The organism is Segatella copri (genome assembly GCF_003465495.1).
GTDB classification, from domain to species: domain Bacteria; phylum Bacteroidota; class Bacteroidia; order Bacteroidales; family Bacteroidaceae; genus Prevotella; species Prevotella copri_G.
Genome location: NZ_QSAV01000020.1, coordinates 20571 through 39689, shown reverse-complemented (window position 1 = coordinate 39689; position 19119 = coordinate 20571). Strand labels below are relative to the sequence as shown.

At 44.4% G+C, this 19119-nt stretch carries 17 protein-coding genes and 2 tRNA genes; 7 read left to right on the top strand and 12 right to left on the bottom strand.

From position 1 onward, the window contains the following. The 5 genes from DWV53_RS07470 to DWV53_RS07450 form a co-directional block, all read left to right on the top strand. Window positions 1–1077: site-specific integrase (locus DWV53_RS07470; RefSeq protein WP_259318938.1), on the top strand; the 1077-nt coding region annotated here is incomplete at its 5' end. 1426 nt (window positions 1078–2503) lie between these two features. Next, window positions 2504–3133: a hypothetical protein gene (locus DWV53_RS07460; RefSeq protein WP_118081388.1), complete on the top strand. Its 630-nt coding sequence runs from the start codon at window positions 2504–2506 to the stop codon at window positions 3131–3133. An 89-nt stretch (window positions 3134–3222) separates the two neighbouring features. Next, a complete protein-coding gene (locus tag DWV53_RS07455; RefSeq protein ID WP_118081390.1) occupies window positions 3223–3903 on the top strand; it encodes a hypothetical protein in 681 nt (226 codons plus the stop codon). A 723-nt stretch (window positions 3904–4626) separates the two neighbouring features. Further along, window positions 4627–4755: a hypothetical protein gene (locus tag DWV53_RS16115; RefSeq protein ID WP_254949450.1), complete on the top strand. Its 129-nt coding sequence runs from the start codon at window positions 4627–4629 to the stop codon at window positions 4753–4755. An 875-nt stretch (window positions 4756–5630) separates the two neighbouring features. Beyond that, window positions 5631–6335: a porin family protein gene (locus DWV53_RS07450; RefSeq protein WP_118152719.1), complete on the top strand. Its 705-nt coding sequence runs from the start codon at window positions 5631–5633 to the stop codon at window positions 6333–6335. Window positions 6336–6427: 92 nt separating this feature from the next. Here DWV53_RS07450 and metG read toward each other — a convergent pair whose 3' ends face one another. The 12 genes from metG to prmC all read right to left on the bottom strand — a co-directional run bounded on the left by metG (window position 6428) and on the right by prmC (window position 17723). Then, window positions 6428–8494 (bottom strand): methionine--tRNA ligase, encoded by a 2067-nt coding sequence (gene metG / locus DWV53_RS07445; RefSeq protein ID WP_118152717.1) that lies wholly within the window; start codon window positions 8492–8494, stop codon window positions 6428–6430. Between the two features lie 882 nt (window positions 8495–9376). Then, window positions 9377–10927 (bottom strand): YifB family Mg chelatase-like AAA ATPase, encoded by a 1551-nt coding sequence (locus tag DWV53_RS07440; protein ID WP_006848071.1) that lies wholly within the window; start codon window positions 10925–10927, stop codon window positions 9377–9379. Between the two features lie 42 nt (window positions 10928–10969). Continuing rightward, the gene (locus tag DWV53_RS07435) at window positions 10970–11977 is read right to left on the bottom strand and encodes a DUF4369 domain-containing protein (RefSeq protein WP_118152715.1); all 1008 of its coding nucleotides are present in this window, start codon (window positions 11975–11977) and stop codon (window positions 10970–10972) included. 17 nt (window positions 11978–11994) lie between these two features. Next, window positions 11995–12080: transfer RNA gene (locus DWV53_RS07430), tRNA-Leu, on the bottom strand. A gap of 20 nt (window positions 12081–12100) precedes the next feature. Beyond that, a tRNA-Gly gene (locus DWV53_RS07425) sits at window positions 12101–12173 on the bottom strand. A gap of 103 nt (window positions 12174–12276) precedes the next feature. Then, a complete protein-coding gene (locus tag DWV53_RS07420) occupies window positions 12277–12900 on the bottom strand; it encodes a hypothetical protein (RefSeq protein ID WP_118152713.1) in 624 nt (207 codons plus the stop codon). 18 nt (window positions 12901–12918) lie between these two features. Beyond that, window positions 12919–14256: an argininosuccinate lyase gene (argH, locus tag DWV53_RS07415; protein ID WP_118152711.1), complete on the bottom strand. Its 1338-nt coding sequence runs from the start codon at window positions 14254–14256 to the stop codon at window positions 12919–12921. 14 nt (window positions 14257–14270) lie between these two features. Then, on the bottom strand, window positions 14271–14732 hold the full coding sequence (locus DWV53_RS07410) for an SRPBCC family protein (RefSeq protein WP_117587246.1): 462 nt from the start codon (window positions 14730–14732) through the stop codon (window positions 14271–14273). A 19-nt stretch (window positions 14733–14751) separates the two neighbouring features. Continuing rightward, a complete protein-coding gene (gene pyrE / locus DWV53_RS07405) occupies window positions 14752–15384 on the bottom strand; it encodes an orotate phosphoribosyltransferase (RefSeq protein ID WP_006848066.1) in 633 nt (210 codons plus the stop codon). Between the two features lie 111 nt (window positions 15385–15495). After that, window positions 15496–16137, bottom strand: a complete 642-nt coding sequence (locus DWV53_RS07400; RefSeq protein WP_254974495.1) for a ComF family protein — start codon at window positions 16135–16137, stop codon at window positions 15496–15498. A gap of 139 nt (window positions 16138–16276) precedes the next feature. After that, window positions 16277–16804 (bottom strand): regulatory protein RecX, encoded by a 528-nt coding sequence (locus tag DWV53_RS07395; protein WP_181975270.1) that lies wholly within the window; start codon window positions 16802–16804, stop codon window positions 16277–16279. 40 nt (window positions 16805–16844) lie between these two features. Beyond that, window positions 16845–17723, bottom strand: coding sequence for a peptide chain release factor N(5)-glutamine methyltransferase (prmC, locus tag DWV53_RS07390; RefSeq protein WP_118152707.1), 879 nt, complete (start codon window positions 17721–17723; stop codon window positions 16845–16847). A gap of 88 nt (window positions 17724–17811) precedes the next feature. Between prmC and ribD the strand changes: the two genes are divergently transcribed. Together ribD and DWV53_RS15730 are read left to right on the top strand one after the other, a co-directional pair. Beyond that, window positions 17812–18849, top strand: a complete 1038-nt coding sequence (ribD, locus tag DWV53_RS07385; protein ID WP_118152705.1) for a bifunctional diaminohydroxyphosphoribosylaminopyrimidine deaminase/5-amino-6-(5-phosphoribosylamino)uracil reductase RibD — start codon at window positions 17812–17814, stop codon at window positions 18847–18849. 67 nt (window positions 18850–18916) lie between these two features. Next, window positions 18917–19075 carry a hypothetical protein gene (locus tag DWV53_RS15730; RefSeq protein ID WP_022121547.1) on the top strand — a complete coding sequence of 53 codons (159 nt, stop codon included), beginning with the start codon at window positions 18917–18919 and terminating at the stop codon, window positions 19073–19075. The last annotated feature ends 44 nt before the right edge of the window (window positions 19076–19119 follow it).

The following is a 19119-nucleotide window of genomic DNA, read 5'->3' as shown; positions in this document are numbered from 1 at the left end:
AAGGGCAACAGAGCCAAAGGCAGAAGCAAGGAAGCCAATGAGGTGAACTTTGCGCTTGATAACATCAAGGCTCAAATCGCTAAGCATTACCAACGGCTTTCCGACCGTGAGGCGTTCGTTACCGCTGAAATGGTGAGAAACGCATATCAAGGCATAGGTACGGAGTATGAGACATTACTCAGAGCTTTTGACAAGGAGAACGCAGCCTTTGCCCAACGCGTGGGAAAAGACCGAGCTGTCCGAACCTACCGCAAGTATCTGACGGTAAGAAAGTACGTTGCCGAGTTCATCAAATTTCAGTACAAGCGCAGCGATATGTCCATGAATGAGCTTACCGAGGAGTTCATCCGTGATTTTTGTCTGTATTTGAAGAATGTCATTGGACTCACGCAATCTACCATTTGGATATACTCCATACCATTGAAGCATATCGTCACGGCAGCACACTACAACGGCAAGATACAGAGAAATCCGTTTGCCATGTACCACGTTGACCCAGACCACAAGGAGCGTGAGTTCTTGACAGAGGAAGAATTGGACATATTTGCAGGAATAGAGTTGGAAAATCCCAACTTTGCTTTTGCGAGAGACTTGTTTATGTTTGGTTGTTGGACAGGTATCTCTTTCGTTGACATCAAGAATCTTACAGAGGACAATGTTGCCATTATAAGTGGGTCTCCATGGATAGTTTCTCAGCGTCAAAAGACAGGCGTACCATTCAAAATTAAACTGATAGATGCAGCCATACAGATAATTGAACGTTACAAGCCATTGAGAAAAGATATGCACTTGTTTAATATTGGCTCACTTGACATGGTAAACAAGCGTATAAAGAAAGTGGCAAAAATGTGTGGCATCAAGAAGCGAATTTCATTTCATGTAAGCCGGCATTCGTTCGCAGTTTTGGCTTTAAACTACGGTATGCCGATAGAGAGTGTAAGCAAGATACTGGGACATACGGACATCGCCACAACACAAATTTACGCAAAGGTGACAAGTACTAAATTGGAGCATGACATATCAGCTTTTGAAAGTCGAATCAAGGGGCATATGCCGACAATGGGGGGAATGGCATGAAAAGGACTGTAATCACCGTGGACGGAAATGGAATGTTATCCATTCCGTCCAACTTGCAAGACTTGTGGATGAGTGAGGGTGAATTGGTTGATATGCTTCATGTCACCGCCATGAAACTCCATGCTGTGATAAGGTCAATATACAAGGATGGTTTATTGACGGTGTCGGAAGTCCAACAGAAACAGGAAACTTCCAATGGCATTTGGCAAACGTTGTATGGCTTTCCGATGATTGTTGCCCTTTGCTTCCGTATAAACTCATACGGGGCAGCTCGGTTTCGTGCCACCATCTTCAAGAGATTGTACGGGGCAAAAGAGAAAAGTAGTGTCATTATCCTACAACTCAATAGAAGAACAACCGCCTTTAGTTGAATGTCCTCTTGCTTGTTTGTTGGCTTGGCGCTGTCGTACTGTCGTGAATAAGTACTGAAGCATAAGCATGACATTCTTACTTGTAGGGGGATGAGTTCTGTTCATAAAAATGACGGACAAAACACCCCTTATTTTTGTTGAATTGTTGAATATGATGAAAGAAGTATTGAACATCAGGCATTTACGGCTCAACATATTCTCAACAAATCTCTCAACAAAAGAAAGATAATGTTGAAAAGAGAAAACCATGAACACCATTCCTTTCTTTCTTTTTTGCCCAGTAATTTGTTGTGTAGAGCTATTTGTTGAGAGTTTGTTGAGGGTATAAGTGGTTGGTTCTCATAAAGATAACACCTATCTTCAACAATTCAACGTTTTACATGCCCTCACTTGGTACGCTGTAAAATGTGCTTGTGGATTAATTGGCAACCGCTCTATTCTCCGAAATGGTTGCAGCAACGTTCCTTGGAGGCTTTGCGCCTCCAGCCACTTGGGCGAACCTCCGCAGTGTTTTAGCATGGCATTAGATTTATGCAGACTATACCGAGGACACACAGCACACATAACACATTCGGCATAGTTCACAAAGGAAATCAACAACACACAACTGAAACACTTGGCAAGTTTCACACTGAAAATATCACCTTTTCCTTTGCAAACTCCATGTACAAAGTAGCTTGTGTCTGTGACCTTGTTCTTTCAATGTGGCAGCTTTGATGTTTGGCGCAAATTGAGAGAATTAAGGTCTGCAACCTTGGGCATGGAAAGCCGAAAGGCAAATATCTCGTCTTTTGTTCTTAGAGGAGGGAGCGAGGTTATGTTTCGGGAACCCCAAAACTCCTCGCTCCACCATGAGGGTGGAGAATTTTTGCTCCCGATGGTCGCAGAAAATGAGTATACCAACTGCAATTACTGCCATTATATGCTAAATTTTGTTATATATCTATATAATTGTGTTAATAATATTCTTTTTCTTTGGCAGTTAAAGAAAAGCATCCTATCTTTATAAGCAAAACAATTAATTTAAATTGAAACAAAATTAAATAGTCATGCGTATGAAAAAGTTGATTTTTATGTTTCTTGCTATTCTTCTTTGTGGAATAGTTCAAGCTCAGAATGCAGAAGTAACCTTGAACAACGGCACCTTTGTGAAAGGTGACATTAAGAAGTTTTCCTTTAATGTAGACAATTACCATGAGTTCAGAATCAAAAAAACTGATGGTGAGAAGGCAGACTTCGCATCTACTGATGTAAAAGAGATAAAATACTATAACAAGAAGGCTGGAGAATGGGAAAACTGGATTCCGATGGTTGCCCAGATGGGAATGAGCATGTCTTATAAAGAGAATCCGAAACTCTACAAAAATCCGGTATTCCTTCAGCCAGTTTATGAGGGGAAAAACATTTCTGCCTATATTCACTATATAAACACAGCTACCCATGTGAAATCGGGAAGTATTTACAGATTGGCTATCATGTTTTATTACAAAGCCAAGAATGAGGACTTTGCAAGAACCTATTATTTGAAGGATAATAGCATTGGAGGAATTGGTCAAAAGACTGTGCTAAAAATGTATTTTAAAGGTTATCCTCAGATAAAGGAAATACTCAAAGGTCTAAGTATGAAAGAGATTCGTAAAGACCCTACTATATTAGTCAGAAAACTTGATGAAGTTTTGGAATAACTTCCTTGATTATGATTTATGACAAAGTTTTTGTAATCAAATTTTTGTAGTGTTAAAAATATCTATCGAAACATTAAATAAACGTACATATGAAAAAGTTACTTTTTATCATCTTTTTAATGGTGTTCTCGTTTGCGACAATAGCAAACGCAAAGAAACCTAAAGAGAAAGTTTCATGGCCTAAGGCAGTGCTGACTCTTAAAGACGGTACTGTGCTCAACGGCTATTTGCAGAACGACATCCACTTCATGAAAAAAAACATCTATTTCAGTGAAACACAAAATGGTAAGGATGTAAAATACAAAATCGTAGACATTAAATCCCTTGTGGTGGACAATGCTATGCAAGACGGCAAGAAGCGAACTTTCGTTCTTAATGAAGATGACCCTACATTCCCTTTTATGGCAACTGAAATTTACAAGGGTAAACATGTTACGGGCTATATGCAGCCGTTTGCTTTTGAAAGTTCCACCCACAGCAGGTCGTTTACTGGTATATGGACAAATAATACCGTTTACTTGGGCTGTAGGGGATATCACTATATGGTTGATAGCGGCAAGCATGTTTACTATTGGATGTTATTTGAGGATAAAAAAATTAATTCCAAAAGAGAAAAATATTCTCAAAAGAAACTGTTGAAAAAGATAAAGGATAAATTCAAGGACTATCCTGCCGTCGCTGAAGAAGTGGAAAAGAGAGGACTCACTGCTGAGCAAATCCACGAGGACCCTACCATTCTTCTTGAAATCCTTGACAAGAGTCTGCAATAATCTTTTGTCTTTTCCCCCATACAAATGCTTCCGTACTTTCGCAGTATGGAAGCATTTTTCAATTTATCCCTCCCCACAGGTTGGCGGTTCATTCTCTGTAGGTCTCAGATGTTCTTGTTACTACTCAGCCCCTAAAAATGAATTTCAAGTACTCATTTGACATAATAGCCTATTTTGTAGCATAAATATAGCCAAAATCATCAATATTTTGCGGATTTGACACATCCAAGGGGTGTTGAGTAGTACGTATATGGCAGCAACTGAAAATAAAATCTAAAAAATGGATATGATTTTCATCAATCCACATAAATGTTGTACCTTTGTCACCGAAAAGAGTTGTTTGACAAGTAATGCAAACTTATGTATAATACAGAAGTTAAAACTATTACCAAGTCATTACCTCTATTGAGGTGAAACACTTGTAAATCGCTCATTTTTAGCTATTCGGCATATTTTAGCAGAATTTTTCGGAAAAATACTACCCAACGGTGTGGAGATTTTTTCGAAAACCGAAGGCTCGACCTTTTATTTCCAAAGCCCGCTGCCATACCTTTGCACCTGCACGATAACGGTTGATGCCAAAAGGAAAGACCATGTGAAGGAAAGAAAATCAGAGCGGCAAATGAAAATAGAAACTTCACGGAAGTTTTTGGACTGCACGATTATCGCATACTCATTTCTGAGAAATGGATACAATTACTGTCTTGCAAATGTTTTAGGAAAATGGAAATCGCATTCAAGAATGGCACAGCCTTCAGAGAAATTCCGGTGAAAGAAGAGTCTGGCTTGTCCATGCTTCTTGCATCGGGTTTTCTCCAAGGCTTTGCAGCCAAGCATGAAAGTGGTCGTTGAGGTTTACATCAATGACTTCTTTCTTGCGGTGGAGTATGCAAACAAAATTGTACGGCAAATCAAGGAATGGTGTTTATTTTGATCGGTTAGCCTGCAACCGACAAAAAGAAACACTTTTCCTCATGCCGTACTACTAAGACATGAAAGGGTGGCGTGCCACTGTTTCATGTTGTTTGGATTGTGCGATAAAAATGGGACTGCGGGTTGTGGCTATAAAAGTCAGCCGTTGTCAGCACGGCAAACAAAGAAAAGTCCTTGGCAGTATAGTCTTGAAGTATTTCAAGGCATACCGCCAAGGATTTTTCTTGCCGTGCCATAGTCGGAGGAAGTTAGTCTGAGGTACGAGGACTGTCTTTCTTCGACGACGGCTGACTTTTATACAAAACACACGAAAGGATGAGAATATGCAAACGAAATAGACCATTCAAAACAGGAACCATTGCCACATATGTTTGAATGGATTGAAATGGAAACAGCAAAGAATAGAGAAGAATAAGGTTTAATAAAAACAGATTTACCCAAGCAAAAAATCGAGGATAAAAAATCTTAAAACATTCTTTATCCCCGATTAAATATCGTATCTTTGCAACCGAAAGAGTTCTTTGGATGGTTATGCAAATCACAGCAGGATGCTACATTCTGTTTATTTCTAATTCGTAACCTCTTCTTTTTATGAGATAAAAACTTATCTCATTCTCAATCACTTATAAAAAATACGTACTTTCGCTCCAGAAAACGGTGAGTTGGAGGGAAGAAAACTATGAGTTGTATTTGTTAACACTTTGCGAGAACAGGTCTTTCATGGAGAAAAATGGCAGTAGGATGCAATATTATCCCTTGTTTCTTGTTATTATGATATACAAACTGTTGTGGAAATGAAAAAGAAAATAGTTATAATGATGGTGCTGCTGCTTGCTGTTGTGGGAGCAAAGGCACAAGAAGTGGAGAATCCGGTAGGCAGATTCTCGGTAATTCCTCGTATAGGTGTATCTCTGGCTAACTGGAGCGGGTTGACTCTGGAAACTTTGGAGGGAACCTCACTAGAGTCTAAGTATCAGGCTGGATTCATGGGCGGCGCAGATGTGGAATATCGCATAAATAAGAGCCTGGGTATTACGCTGGGTGCTTATTATGCCCGACAGGGTATGCGTTTCCCTGACTGCGAGTTGACTGAGAATGCTGAAAAAGGGGAATATACAGGTATTAAGAATCATCATGTGAACCTCGATTATATTCAGGTACCGCTCATGCTGAAAGCCTATCTTGTAGAGGGTTTGTCGGTGAATGCAGGCGTTCAGGTGGGATTCCTTTGTGGTGACGGCAAGGTGAAAAGAGAGGAAACCGACCTTCAGAAGGACAAGAACGGGTCTATTACATACAAGGATATGCAGGAAACCGAAGCTCCTTGGCCTGCCAAGAAGGTGGATGTAGCCATTCCTCTGGGCTTGAGCTATGAATATATGAACGTGATTCTGGATGCCCGATACAACATGAGCCTGACCAAGGCTGGCAAGGGTGATTGGGATAACTGTAAGAACAAGGCTCTGACCTTTACCGTGGGTTATCGTTTTACATTATAAAAGAATATTTGGATAGAAATAAGAAAAGCCTCAAATCCGCAAAGGATTTGAGGCTTTTACCTTATCTGATAATCAGATGATTCTATGATTCTTTATCCTACCTGGCTTCCTGGCTTAACCTTGCCAAGGAGAGAAGTTACGTTCAATGAGCCGTCGAAGTTGACTGCACTCAGAATCATACCCTGACTCTCGATGCCCATCATCTTGCGAGGAGCAAAGTTGGCTACGAACAATACGTCCTTGCCGATCAGCTGCTCTGGCTCATAGTAGGCTGCGATACCTGAGCAGATGGTGCGCTCTACGCCAGAACCATCGTCGATGGTGAACTTCAGGAGTTTCTTAGACTTCTTTACCTTCTCGCAGTTCAGAATGTGACCTACGCGGATATCGAGTTTCTCGAAATCATCGAAGCTAACCTCTGGCTTGATAGGAGCAGCCTGATAAGAAGCCTCCTCGTTAGCCTTCTTGGTGTCAGCAAGCTTCTGGAGCTGTCTTTCGATAACCTCATCCTCAATCTTCTCGAAGAGCAATTCAGGCTCACCGAGCTGGGTACCAGCCTTGAGCAGATCTGTGCTGCCGAGCTGAGTCCACTCGAAGTTAGGCATATTGATCATCTTGCGGAGCTTCTCAGAAGAGAATGGCAAGAATGGCTCGAAGGCGATGGCGAGGTTGGCAACCAACTGCAGGGAGATGTTCAGGATGGTCTCCACACGCTTAGGATCGGTCTTCCAAACCTTCCAAGGCTCACACTCTGTGATGTATCGGTTACCGATACGAGCCAGGTTCATAGCCTCTTTCTGAGCCTCGCGGAACTTGAATACGTTGAGATACTGCTCTACCTTCTCCTTCACGTCCTTAAACTCAGCGATAGCCTTCTCATCTACCTCCTGCAATTCACCACAGGCAGGAACTACGCCGCCCCAATACTTCTTGGTGAGCTGGAGGGCACGGTTTACGAAGTTACCGTAAACGGCAACCAACTCAGAGTTGTTGCGCTCCAGGAAATCCTTCCAGGTAAAGTTGTTGTCCTTGGTCTCAGGCGCATTGGCTGTCAATACATAGCGCAATACATCCTGCTTGCCTGGCAAATCTACGAGATACTCGTGCAACCATACAGCCCAGTTGCGGGATGTTGAAATCTTATCATCCTCCAGGTTCAGGAACTCGTTGGCTGGTACGTTGTCTGGCAAGATATAGTCGCCGTGAGCCTTCAGCATAGTAGGGAAGATGATGCAGTGGAACACGATATTGTCCTTACCGATAAAGTGAACGAGACGAGTTTCAGGATCCTGCCACCACTTCTGCCATGTTCCCCACTTTTCTGGATGAGCATCGCAGAGTTCTTTGGTATTTGAGATGTAGCCGATAGGTGCATCGAACCAAACGTAGAGCACCTTTCCATCTGCACCCTCTACTGGAACAGGAATACCCCAATCCAAGTCGCGTGTCATGGCACGTGGCTGAAGATCCATGTCCAACCAGCTCTTGCATTGGCCGTAAACATTGGTACGCCACTCTTTGTGGCCTTCCAGAATCCACTTCTTCAACCAATCCTGATACTTGTTCAATGGAAGATACCAGTTCTTGGTAGGCTTCTTTACGAGACCATGACCAGGGTTGTTCTTGTTGGTAGGGTTGATGAGCTCCTCAGGAGAGAGGGTAGCACCACATTTCTCGCATTGGTCGCCATAAGCACCCTCTGCACCACAGCGAGGGCAAGTTCCTACGATATTACGGTCGGTAAGGAATTCGCCTGTTACCTCGTCGCAGAACTGCTCCTCTACCTTTTCTTCCAATACGCCCTTGTCATAGAGTGTGCGGAAGAAGTCTGAAGCAAACTTATTGTGAGTTGGTGAAGTGGTACGGCTATAAATATCAAAAGAGATTCCGAAGTCCTCGAAACTCTTCTTGATGAGGTTATGATAGCGGTCAACCACCTCCTGTACGGTAATTCCTTCTTTCTTGGCACGGATAGTAACAGGTACACCATGCTCATCGCTACCGCCGATGAAGACAACATCCTGCTTCTTGAGGCGGAGATAGCGAACATAGATATCGGCTGGCACGTAAACACCTGCCAGGTGACCGATGTGCACACCACCGTTGGCATAAGGCAAAGCCGCAGTCACGGTAGTACGTTTAAAGTTCTTTTGTTCCATATTAGCTAATATATTTTTGTTATTTGGCTGCAAAATTACAAAAAATGTTGGAGATAAGAAAGAATTATCGTCGCTTTTTCTTACTTATATATATAATAAGGTGTAAAAAGCTGGGTTCTTTAGTATTTTTATAGTAAGGATAGCGTAGGGCAGGATACAAAAAAAGGCCCTTCGCATCTCTGCAAGAGCCTCCCATCTTGTACATTTCCATCAGACTCCTCCCTGATAGGATTGTACCTAATTATTATCATTTACTTTTTCTAAGAGCTTATTCGTTCTGACAACTTATGTTGTTGACCTTTTACAATCTAATTACCTTAGTATGTAGAAAACTTCCTCCTTATATATTTATATCTATAGAGAGATTTCTTACATTACGTTCATATAGGCGATAACGGCCAACTCTGCAAGAAGAATTACGAAACCAATCTTCTTTACTGCGTTTGTAATTTTAAAAATGCAATCCATAATCTTAATAGTTTTGTTGTTAATAATTAAACTAGCGCTGTGCTAGCGTTCTTTTTACGTTTGCAAAGGTAATGCATTTTTTTATCCTATATGGGGTAATTTTTGTTAGAATTAGTGATTTTCGTAAATTTAAAAGCTAATTTAAATCAAATACTCCACCCTAGAGAACAGAATTTACCCTTTATTGGACGATTTTAGTATTCATCTTTGTCCGATTTTTATAGTGTTTTTGTGTTTATGGGGTAATATTTTTGTAGTAACAAAAGAAAATAGCCATTCTAAAACAGATTTGTAATTGTTTTAGAATGGCTATTCTTCTATTTTTCTCCCTTTTTTCCTTTATAAATCCAACTTTTTAGAGCGAATGATAGGAAAAAACGGATTTTTATCCTTTTACATATATCTTCTTTATGATTATAAATGTCCTCTTTCTGCCCAATCGCCTCTGTCGAGGGTTCTGTATCCCACGGCTTCTGCTATATGGTCAGGCTTAATCTGTTCACTTCCTGCCAAATCAGCAATGGTTCGTGCCACTTTCAGGATTCTGTTGTAAGCTCTGGCTGACAAAGAAAGCTTCTCCATTGCCATTCGGAGCAGTTCGATACCTTGTTCGTCGGGTTCGGCAAACTGATGAATCATTCTTTCGGTCATCTGGGCGTTGCAATGGATGCCTTTATAATCTTTGAATCTTTCGGCCTGAACTTCTCTTGCCTTGATGACTCTTTCTCTGATCTTGGCACTTGGCTCACCTGGTGCTGCCTTCGAAATATCCTGAAAAGGAACAGGACTAATCTCACATTGGATGTCGATGCGGTCGAGTAACGGACCCGAAATCTTGTTCATGTATCTTTGAATCTGGCCTGGCGTGCAGACACAGCGATGTGTCGGATCACCATAATATCCGCATGGACAAGGGTTCATACTTGCCACAAACATGAATGAACATGGGTAATCTGTAGAATATTTCGCTCTGCTGATGTTGATGTGGCGGTCTTCCAATGGCTGGCGGAGTACTTCCAGAGTGGTTTTATTGAACTCCGGAAGTTCATCGCAGAACAGAACGCCATTATGTGCGAGCGATATTTCTCCCGGTTGTGGCGATGTTCCACCTCCTACCAGAGCCACTTGAGAGATGGTATGGTGAGGAGACCGGAACGGGCGTTGGGAAATGAGTGATACATTCTTGCCCAGTTTGCCTGCAATGGAGTGAATCTGTGTTGTTTCCAGACTCTCAGAGAGCGTGAGAGGGGGAAGGATGGACGGCAAACGTTTTGCCATCATCGACTTTCCAGAACCTGGAGGACCTACCATAATCAGGTTGTGTCCGCCAGCCGCCGCCACTTCGAGCGCTCTTTTCACGTTCTCCTGACCGCGGACGTCGGCATAATCGTATTCACAATGTGTCTGGTTTTCGTAGAATTCCTTGCGGGTGTCAACGATTGTAGGAGAAGGATTGCTTCTGTCGCTCATGAATTGTATGACTTCGAAAAGCGTTTTCATGCCGTAAACCTCAAGATTGTTTACGACAGCCGCTTCCCGAGCGTTCTGTTCCGGCACAATCAGTCCCTTAAAGTGCTCTGCTCTGGCTCTGATGGCTATCGGTAGGGCACCTTTGATAGGTTGGAGCGTACCGTCAAGGCTCAGCTCGCCTACCATCATGTACTCTTTCAGATGATCTTCGGGAATGTTGTTGTTGGCGCCTAGAAGTCCGATTGCAAGCGGCAAGTCGAAACTGCTGCCCTCTTTTCGGAGATCAGCTGGAGCCAGATTGATGGTGATGTCGGCTATCGGAAATTTGAAGCCGCTATACTGGAGAGCTGCTGAAATTCGGTTACGGCTCTCTTTGACCGCCTCGTCGCCTAAGCCTGTGAGGTGGTACATGACGCCTCTGTTGAGGCTTACTTCTACGGTTACAGTAGTTACTTCTAGTCCGTTAACTGCTGCACAATATGTCTTTACTAACATATAGGCGTGCTTTTTATGGGTTCTTGACTAGCTCGAAAGTATTTATTTTAGCAGTTGGTCGAGCTTAGTGTAAAGCTCTTGCTTTTTCATGCCTCGGGCGATGATTTTACCATTTTGAAGTATGATGTTGTCAGGAAGGTTTCCCAATCCCAACTTCTTCAAGGTCTTGTCTTCCAGCATTTCGCCGTTGCAGATGATAGGGCATGCGATAGAGTCGCGCTTGATGTTGTTCTTGCATTCGCTCTTGCTGGCATCCAGACAGAAAGCCATCAGCTTAAGCTTGCCGTTCGATTTTTTCTGACGGCTCTTCAGTTCGCGCTGCATGTCCTGGCTGTCATAGTTATAGGTAGCCCAGGTGTAGAGTACGGCAACTGGAGCGCTGCTCATTTCTGTACTAGAAACGAGTTTTCCGTTGATATCGTATGCTGTAAATGAAGGCAGGGTTGCACCGGTGCCTACATTCTTCATGGTTTCTGCCAACTGCTTCATCTTAGCCAACTGTCCATTTTTAGGCTGTTCCTTCTCTACGATATTGATGAGTGAGAGCGCCTTGCGGTAATCAGGTTGTGTAGAAGTGATGAAGTATTTTTTGATCAGATAGATGCTGCACACAGAATTCGGATGTTCTCTGACGAAGTCTTCAGCATGCTTTTTAGCCTCAGGTGGCGTATCTTTCAGGATGTTCTTGCGGAATTTTGTCATCAGTTCGTTATCCTTGGTTCCGCTTACCTCCATTTCCTTAAGGTGCGAAGCATCTGCCTTGATTTCTACTGATTTGCCCGATTTTGCGAAGATAGGCTGCTCAGAGAAATTAGGGAAAACAAGCATAATGGTAAAATCTTCCTTACATTCGGTTTCGAAAGTGAAACGGCCGCCTTCTACCTTGATGGTGTCAACGCCTTCGAAGCCCCCGTCAGGACTGTATACATAAAACTCGCCTTGATTCATGTTGAGAAATTTGCCTTCAAACTTGAAATGCCCACTGCTAACACCACATGATGTTAAAACCAGCGTAATGAATAAAATGAGGATGTAAGCAAATTTTTTCATAAGGAAAAACTTTAAGGTGCCGCGAGCGGGACTCGAACCCGCACAGCCATTACTGGCCAAGGGATTTTAAGTCCCTCGTGTCTACCAATTCCACCATTGCGGCATGGTAAACGTTAAGAGTTGAGCGGAAAACGGGACTCGGACCCGCGACCCCAACCTTGGCAAGGTTGTGCTCTACCAACTGAGCTATTTCCGCGTTATGTGGGTGCAAAGGTAATGCTATTTCTTTAAATCTCCAAACGATTTACATTTTTTAAGACAAGAAAGCGCCATTTTTTTCGTTTGCCCTCCGTTTCTGCTTAGTTTCCTACATGTATATCGCTTCCTGTACCATGGTAATCTACTATATATTTCATCAGCGGCTTGTCGTTTTTGCTCTTTCCGCCGCTTGTGATGGTTCCGTTTTCCAGGCTGTAGATGCGTTTGCATTTGTCGCAAATAACCGATTGGCGGTTGCCGGTCCATTCCAGCGGATAGTTGGTTCCACCATATTGTTCCAGACAGTTTGGACATTGGCGGTCCCAGGCTACAGGTCCGCTGAAGTTTGATAATCCCATGATGAAGCCGTTCTTTTTGGCATCTTTAGGGTCGTTGCCCGCTCCCAGATAAGTATAGTTGGCATAATTCTCCTTCGCTGTAGAGAGGATGATGGTTTCAGTCTGGTTTTTCCCATCGTTTAATGTAGAATAGATATTCCAGGCTCCATTCACCTTTTTGGCGCTAACCATCGTGTAGACGCCCGTTCCGTTGAGGGCTGTTTCCAGACTTGTGCCCGGATGGTATTGCGACTTGAAATAGAACTGGCAGGGATATTTGGTGCTGATGCTGTTTTCTGCATCGCATGAACAAAGTAAGAGCATAGCTATTCCAGCCATGCTCTTCACCTTATTATATATATACTTATTATATATGCTATTTTTCATGCAGAAACCTTTCAGTCTTTATTTCAGAAGATTCTTCTCGGCATTCTCCATGCGCTCGAAGTGGAACTCAGAGAGGGTCTGCTCCATCAGCGCCTGAATCTTGTCGTTGCAGAGATTGCCGATGCTGCCTTCGTGAGTATGATGAATATCCTTGTTTGGCTTGAATTCGCCAGCCTCGATTTCCAGTCCTACCTTCTTGTAAGCATCGCGGAATGGCAGTCCGTTGGCAGCAAGCTGGTTCACTTCTTCTACTGAGAACATAGGGTCGTAGCGAGGATCGTCAAGAATATGCTCGTTTACCTCCATCTTGTTGATGATGTAGGCAGCCATCTGCAGACAGTCCTTCAACTCGTCGAAGGCAGGGAGGAACACTTCCTTGATAATCTGGAGATCGCGGAAATAGCCTACTGGCAGGTTGTTCATGATGAGCATTACCTGCTGTGGAAGGCTCTGGAGCTTGTTGCTCTTGGCGCGAATCAACTCGAATACGTCTGGATTCTTCTTGTGTGGCATGATGCTCGAACCGGTGGTGCACTCCTTAGGCAATTTCACGAAACCGAAGTTCTGGCAGTTGAACATGCAGGCGTCGAAAGCCATCTTTGCCAAAGTTCCTGCCACGGTAGCCATGGCGAAAGCCACGTTGCGCTCCATCTTTCCTCTGCCCATTTGTGCATAAACCACATTATAGTCCATGCTGTCGAAACCGAGAAGTTCGGTGGTCATGGTGCGGTTCAATGGGAATGAACTTCCATAGCCGGCAGCACTACCCAACGGGTTGCGGTTTGTCATGCGGTAAGCAGCCTGCAGGAAGAGCATGTCATCGGCAAGTCCTTCAGCATAAGCGCCAAACCAGAGACCGAATGATGAAGGCATAGCCACCTGCAGATGGGTGTAGCCCGGCATCAGCACGTCCTTATACTGGTTGCTCTTCTGAATCAGCTCGTCGAAGAGAATCTTCACGGCGTCCACAATCTCCTTCAACTCATGACGGGTGAAGAGTTTGAGGTCTACGAGAACCTGGTCGTTGCGTGATCTACCCGAATGAATCTTCTTGCCCATGTCGCCCAGTTTCTGGGTGAGCATCAGTTCTACCTGGGAATGAACGTCTTCCACGCCGTCTTCTATTACGAATTCGCCCTTGTCGGCGATGGCGTAGATGTTTTTCAGTTCGGCAAGGAGCTGGGTGAGTTCATCTTTCTCCAGGAGTCCGATGCTTTCGAGCATGGTGATGTGTGCCATACTGCCCAGCACGTCATACTTGGCGAGATAGAGGTCGAGTTCGCGGTCTCTTCCTACGGTGAATCTTTCAATTTCCTTGTTTACTTCGAAGTTCTTTTCCCAAAGTTTATGTGCCATAATTTCTTTATTTATTAATCCTGGTAAGGAATCATCGCAAGCGCATCAGCAATTTTTTCGATGCCTTCCTGCAATGGCTTCTTCACCATACCCTTGATAAACATGTTAAGTTCTGCCTTGATGGTGAGTTTCATTTTGCATGAGAACTCGCCTGTAGGGAGCAGCTGAATCCAGAAGTTGAAAGGAACAGGGCTGTTTTCTGTTTCAAACTTGATGGTCTTAGGCTCCTCGCGGTCGATGATGCGCATCTTGATTTCACCCACCATAGGTGCTGTGATAGAGATGCTGTCGCTATCAAACTTGAGGTCCTTCAGCTTTTCCATTTCCTTTCTCTTGTCCTCAGGAATCTGGTCTTTCACCTGCTCGAAGCGGTCTTTGAGCATCTGCAGGTTGTTCAGATCGCTCAATGTACGGTAAACAGATTCCTGCTTGTGAGGAATCTGTTTGATATTACTTTCGAATGTACTTGTACTCATTATTGATGGGTCAGCTTGATTACTTCTTCCAGTTAGCTGGGTCCTTGCGCCACTCGTGGAGCAGCTCTACGTCTTCCTGCTTGATATAGCCAGTCTCCAGAGCCTCTGCCACTACGTGCTCATAGTCGGTCAAAGTAACCAGCTTTACGTTAGCATCAGCAAAAGCCTTCTCGGCGATAGGGAAACCATAGGTGTAGCTAGCTACCATACCCACAATCTCGTTGCCGTTCTTGCGGAGAGCCTCTACTGCCTTGAGAGAGCTGCCGCCGGTAGAAATCAAGTCTTCTACTACCACAACTTTAGCCTTAGGGTCGAGCTGACCTTCGATGAGGTTCTGCATACCGTGATCCTTTGGTTTAGAACGAACGTATACGAAAGGCATGTTCAGTTCGTCAGCAACCAAAGCACCCTGCGCGATGGCACCAGTAGCTACTCCGGCTACAGCATCAGCCTCTGGGAACTGCTCCAGGATAGCGTGAACGAGCTCAAGCTTTACATAATTGCGGAGTTCTGGGAATGAGAGAGTCTTGCGGTTATCACAATAGAATGGTGACTTCCAGCCAGAAGCCCATGTGAATGGATCATTAGGCTGCAACTTGATAGCCTTTACTTTCAATAACTTAGATGCGAATTCTTTCTTCAGTTTGTCCATAATCTTTAAAGGATTAAATTATTATTAATTATTTTGCAAAGGTACAATGATTTTTGCACACGGCGGCTATATTTAGGGTTAAAATGTTTTAACTCTCGGCAAAAAGGGCCTTTAGTCGTGTGCGAAACCTACAGTCAGCACGCTTATCTTCATCTTTCCGGCTGCTTTTATCAGGGTTTCCGCACAGGAGATGATGGTGGCTCCGGTGGTGCATACGTCGTCGATGATGAGGATATGTTTGCCCTCAAGTTGCGTGATGGGGTGCTCGCCCTGCCCGTCATGATAGGTTGCTGCGGCTTCAAAAACCTGGCTCACGTTTTCCTGTCTTTCCTGCCGGTTCTTGTGGGTTTGGCTTTCGCTAAACTTTTTTCTTCTTACGGCATCCTTGATGATGGTCAGATGGGTGAGTTGCTGGATGCCTTTGGCGATGAGAAGGCTCTGGTTATAGCCGCGTTCTTTTTCTCGTTTTCGGGTGAGCGGGATGGGGATGATGGCGTCTATTCCGTCGAAGAACTGAATGCCTAACCCCTTCTTTGCCAGCATTCTGCCCAGATAGATTCCCATTTCAGGATGATGCATGTATTTCAGCTGGTAGACGGCTCTAGCCGATGTGGCATGGCTGATGTGATGGAAGAGAGCGCAGCAGCGTTCGATGGGAATCAGATGCCAGAAGAGTTTTGCCATCTCGTTGTCGTAGGGCTGTTCCCAGGTATCGGTTCCCGGCATGCGGAACAGACATTTTATGCATATCATCTCCTCCCCGCCAGCGAGCACATTTCCGCAGATGGCGCAGGTTCGGGGGAAGAATAAATCGAATATGTCACTTAACAGGCTGGTACGCATGGCTTTACTCTTAATTTTGAGGTTGGGATATTGAACTTGATGCTTTGCTTTAGAATTCCTCTTCGAAATCGATGTCTCCCAGATCTTCTTCCTTCATCCGGTCGATGCATTTGTGGATAACCTCCATGCTGTATCCTCTTCCCAGGGCAAAGCGGATGAGTTTCATCGAGCGTTCATAGTCGTTCTTTGCCTTGATGGTTTTATATTTGTTTTTCATCAGGGGCAGGAGGGTTTCCATATACAGGTCGTCTTCTATCTCTTCGAAGATAGGGTCGGAGATGTCCTTCGGAATATGTTTCATCCACAGCGCCTGTTCCACCTTCCGGCGTCCCCACTTGTTGTATTTTATCTTGTCGTTGATAAAGAAGCGTGCGAAACGTTCGTCGTCGATGAATTTCTTCTCGGTCAGGAATTCCATGTTTCTGGCGATGGCATCTTCGGGCAGTTCCCACTTCTTCATCTTGTCGATCATCTCTTGCGAGCAATGTTCGGCTTGGGTGCAGAGGGTGGTGAGCTTCAGGAGCGCCTGCTGCTCGGTCATCGGCTTTTTATACTTTGAACTTTGAGATTTGAACATGATGATTTTACTTTGAACTTTGAGATTTGAACATTGAACTTTATGATTTGCCGGCTCGCATCATTCTCTGCTTTCCGAAGGCATCTTCCTTTGTATCAATAGCTTTAAACCCCAATCCTTCCAGCATTTCCCTTGTTTCTTTTTCGTAGATAGGATTGATTTCGAAGTATAATGCACCTCCGGATTTGAGGGCAGAAGAGGCATATTCGGCGATGGCTCTGTAGAACTTCAGAGGCTCTTCATCGGGCACGAAGAGGGCGATTCCAGGTTCGTGTTCCAACACATTCTTCTCCATATCCGCTTTCTCCTTTTCGCAGATATACGGGGGATTGCTCACGATAATGTTCCATCTTCCGGCATCCGATGTTTCCGCCAACTTCAGGGCATCCTGATATTCTATTTTTACGTTACCGGCATCCAGTAGCGCAACATTTCCCTGTGCTATCTTCAAGGCATCTTCCGAAATATCCCAACCCGTAACCTCCGAGCCGCCGATGTCCAGTCCCAGCGTAATGGCGATGCAGCCCGAACCCGTACAGATGTCCAGGATGCGGATGGTGTTTTCTTCCTTCTCTCCTTCCGTAATCCCTTTGTTTTCAGTCGCATCTTTTTCTATCCACTCGCAGAGTTCCGCCGTTTCGGGTCTCGGAATCAGCACGCCCGGCTCAACATGGAAGGTTCTTCCTGCAAAGTCAGCTTCGCCCAGAACATACTGTACAGGTTCGCCTTTTTGCAATCTTCTGATAATTTCTTCCAGTTTTCTTTCTTCATCTGCAGATAATTCATTAACTTTGCCGCAGATTATGTCGGTCAGCGTCATTCCGTACTTCACATCAAGCACGGTGCGGACGATAGCCTGTGCTTCGCCTGCATCATAAAGTGGGGTGAGGGATTGCCAAAGTTGTTGATACGTTTTCATCTCTAAATCGTATATTATGATTTGATTTGAGAGCAAAGGTACGACATTTTATCGAAAAGTAAGTAAAAAACGAAGAAAAGTTTTAGATATGGAACAAAATAATGTTTCTTTTCAGAATGTGAAGACGGGCGAACCGTTGTCGCAAAAGGAAATAGACGAAATGTTTATGCGCCGCTGTCTGCAGCTGGCGAAAAACGGAAGAGAGAATGCCAAACCCAATCCGATGGTGGGAGCCGTTATCGTGAGTGGGGATGGCAGAATCATCGGCGAAGGCTATCATGTAAGATGCGGAGAAGGGCATGCTGAAGTCAACGCCTTTGCATCTGTTAAGTCCGAGGATGAGCATCTATTAAGCCAAGCTACCATCTATGTGAGTCTCGAACCCTGCTCTCATTACGGCAAGACGCCGCCTTGCGCCGATTTGATAGTAAGAAAAGGAGTAAAGCGATGCGTTTGCGCCTGCGTAGATCCCTTTGCCAAGGTTCAGGGCCGCGGTATCCGCAAGATTCGCGAGGCAGGCATCGAAGTAACAGTAGGCGTTCTGGAGGCGGAATGTCTCGAACTCAACAAGCGCTTCATCACCTTCAACACCCATCAGCGTCCTTACATCATCCTGAAATGGGCGCAGACCGCGAATGGCTTTCTTGACAACGGGGGTAGGGGTATGGCTATTTCCTCGCCTTTCACCAAGATGCTCTCCCACAAGTTGCGTGCTGAGAACGATGCCATCCTCATAGGCCGCGTAACCGATGAACGCGACCACAGTCTGCTCAACGTTAGAGATTGGAGCGGCAAGGACCCGATGCGCCTGGTCATCGACCGTCATCATCCTTGTTTCGAAGGTCTGGATTTCTCACGGGGCAAGATGGAAGTGTTGCAGCAAATCATGCAGTACTTATATAATAATAAGGTGCAGTCGCTGATAGTAGAGGGAGGCGCCATCACCCATCAGGCATTCCTCGATGCTGGACTTTGGGATGAAATCAGGGTAGAAACGTTGTTGTCCACATCTGTGGAAAACGTGGTAACTTCTGGAACGCCAGCGCCTATGCTTCCTCATAACGTCCGGTTAATCAGCCACGAGGCGTATGATGGAAACATCATCAATACCTATGAGCGCCAATAGCTTCATAGAAGCAATAAGACTAATCATAAAGTTCAAAGTTCAACATTCAAAGTTCAAAGTAAAGAAAATGAGTAACAGATTTACATCGCGTCTGAGTGATGACGACGATTTCAAGCGAGACGAACTGATACGTAAGATAGAGCATTCGGTAGAGCAGATGACGCTCTCAGAACTGGAAGCCCTGTCTTATGATATGTTTACCAAGGGCTATATGGAGGATTATTAGAAAATCCCCCATTATAGTCCTTGTGTTTAGGATGCCTTTTCCAT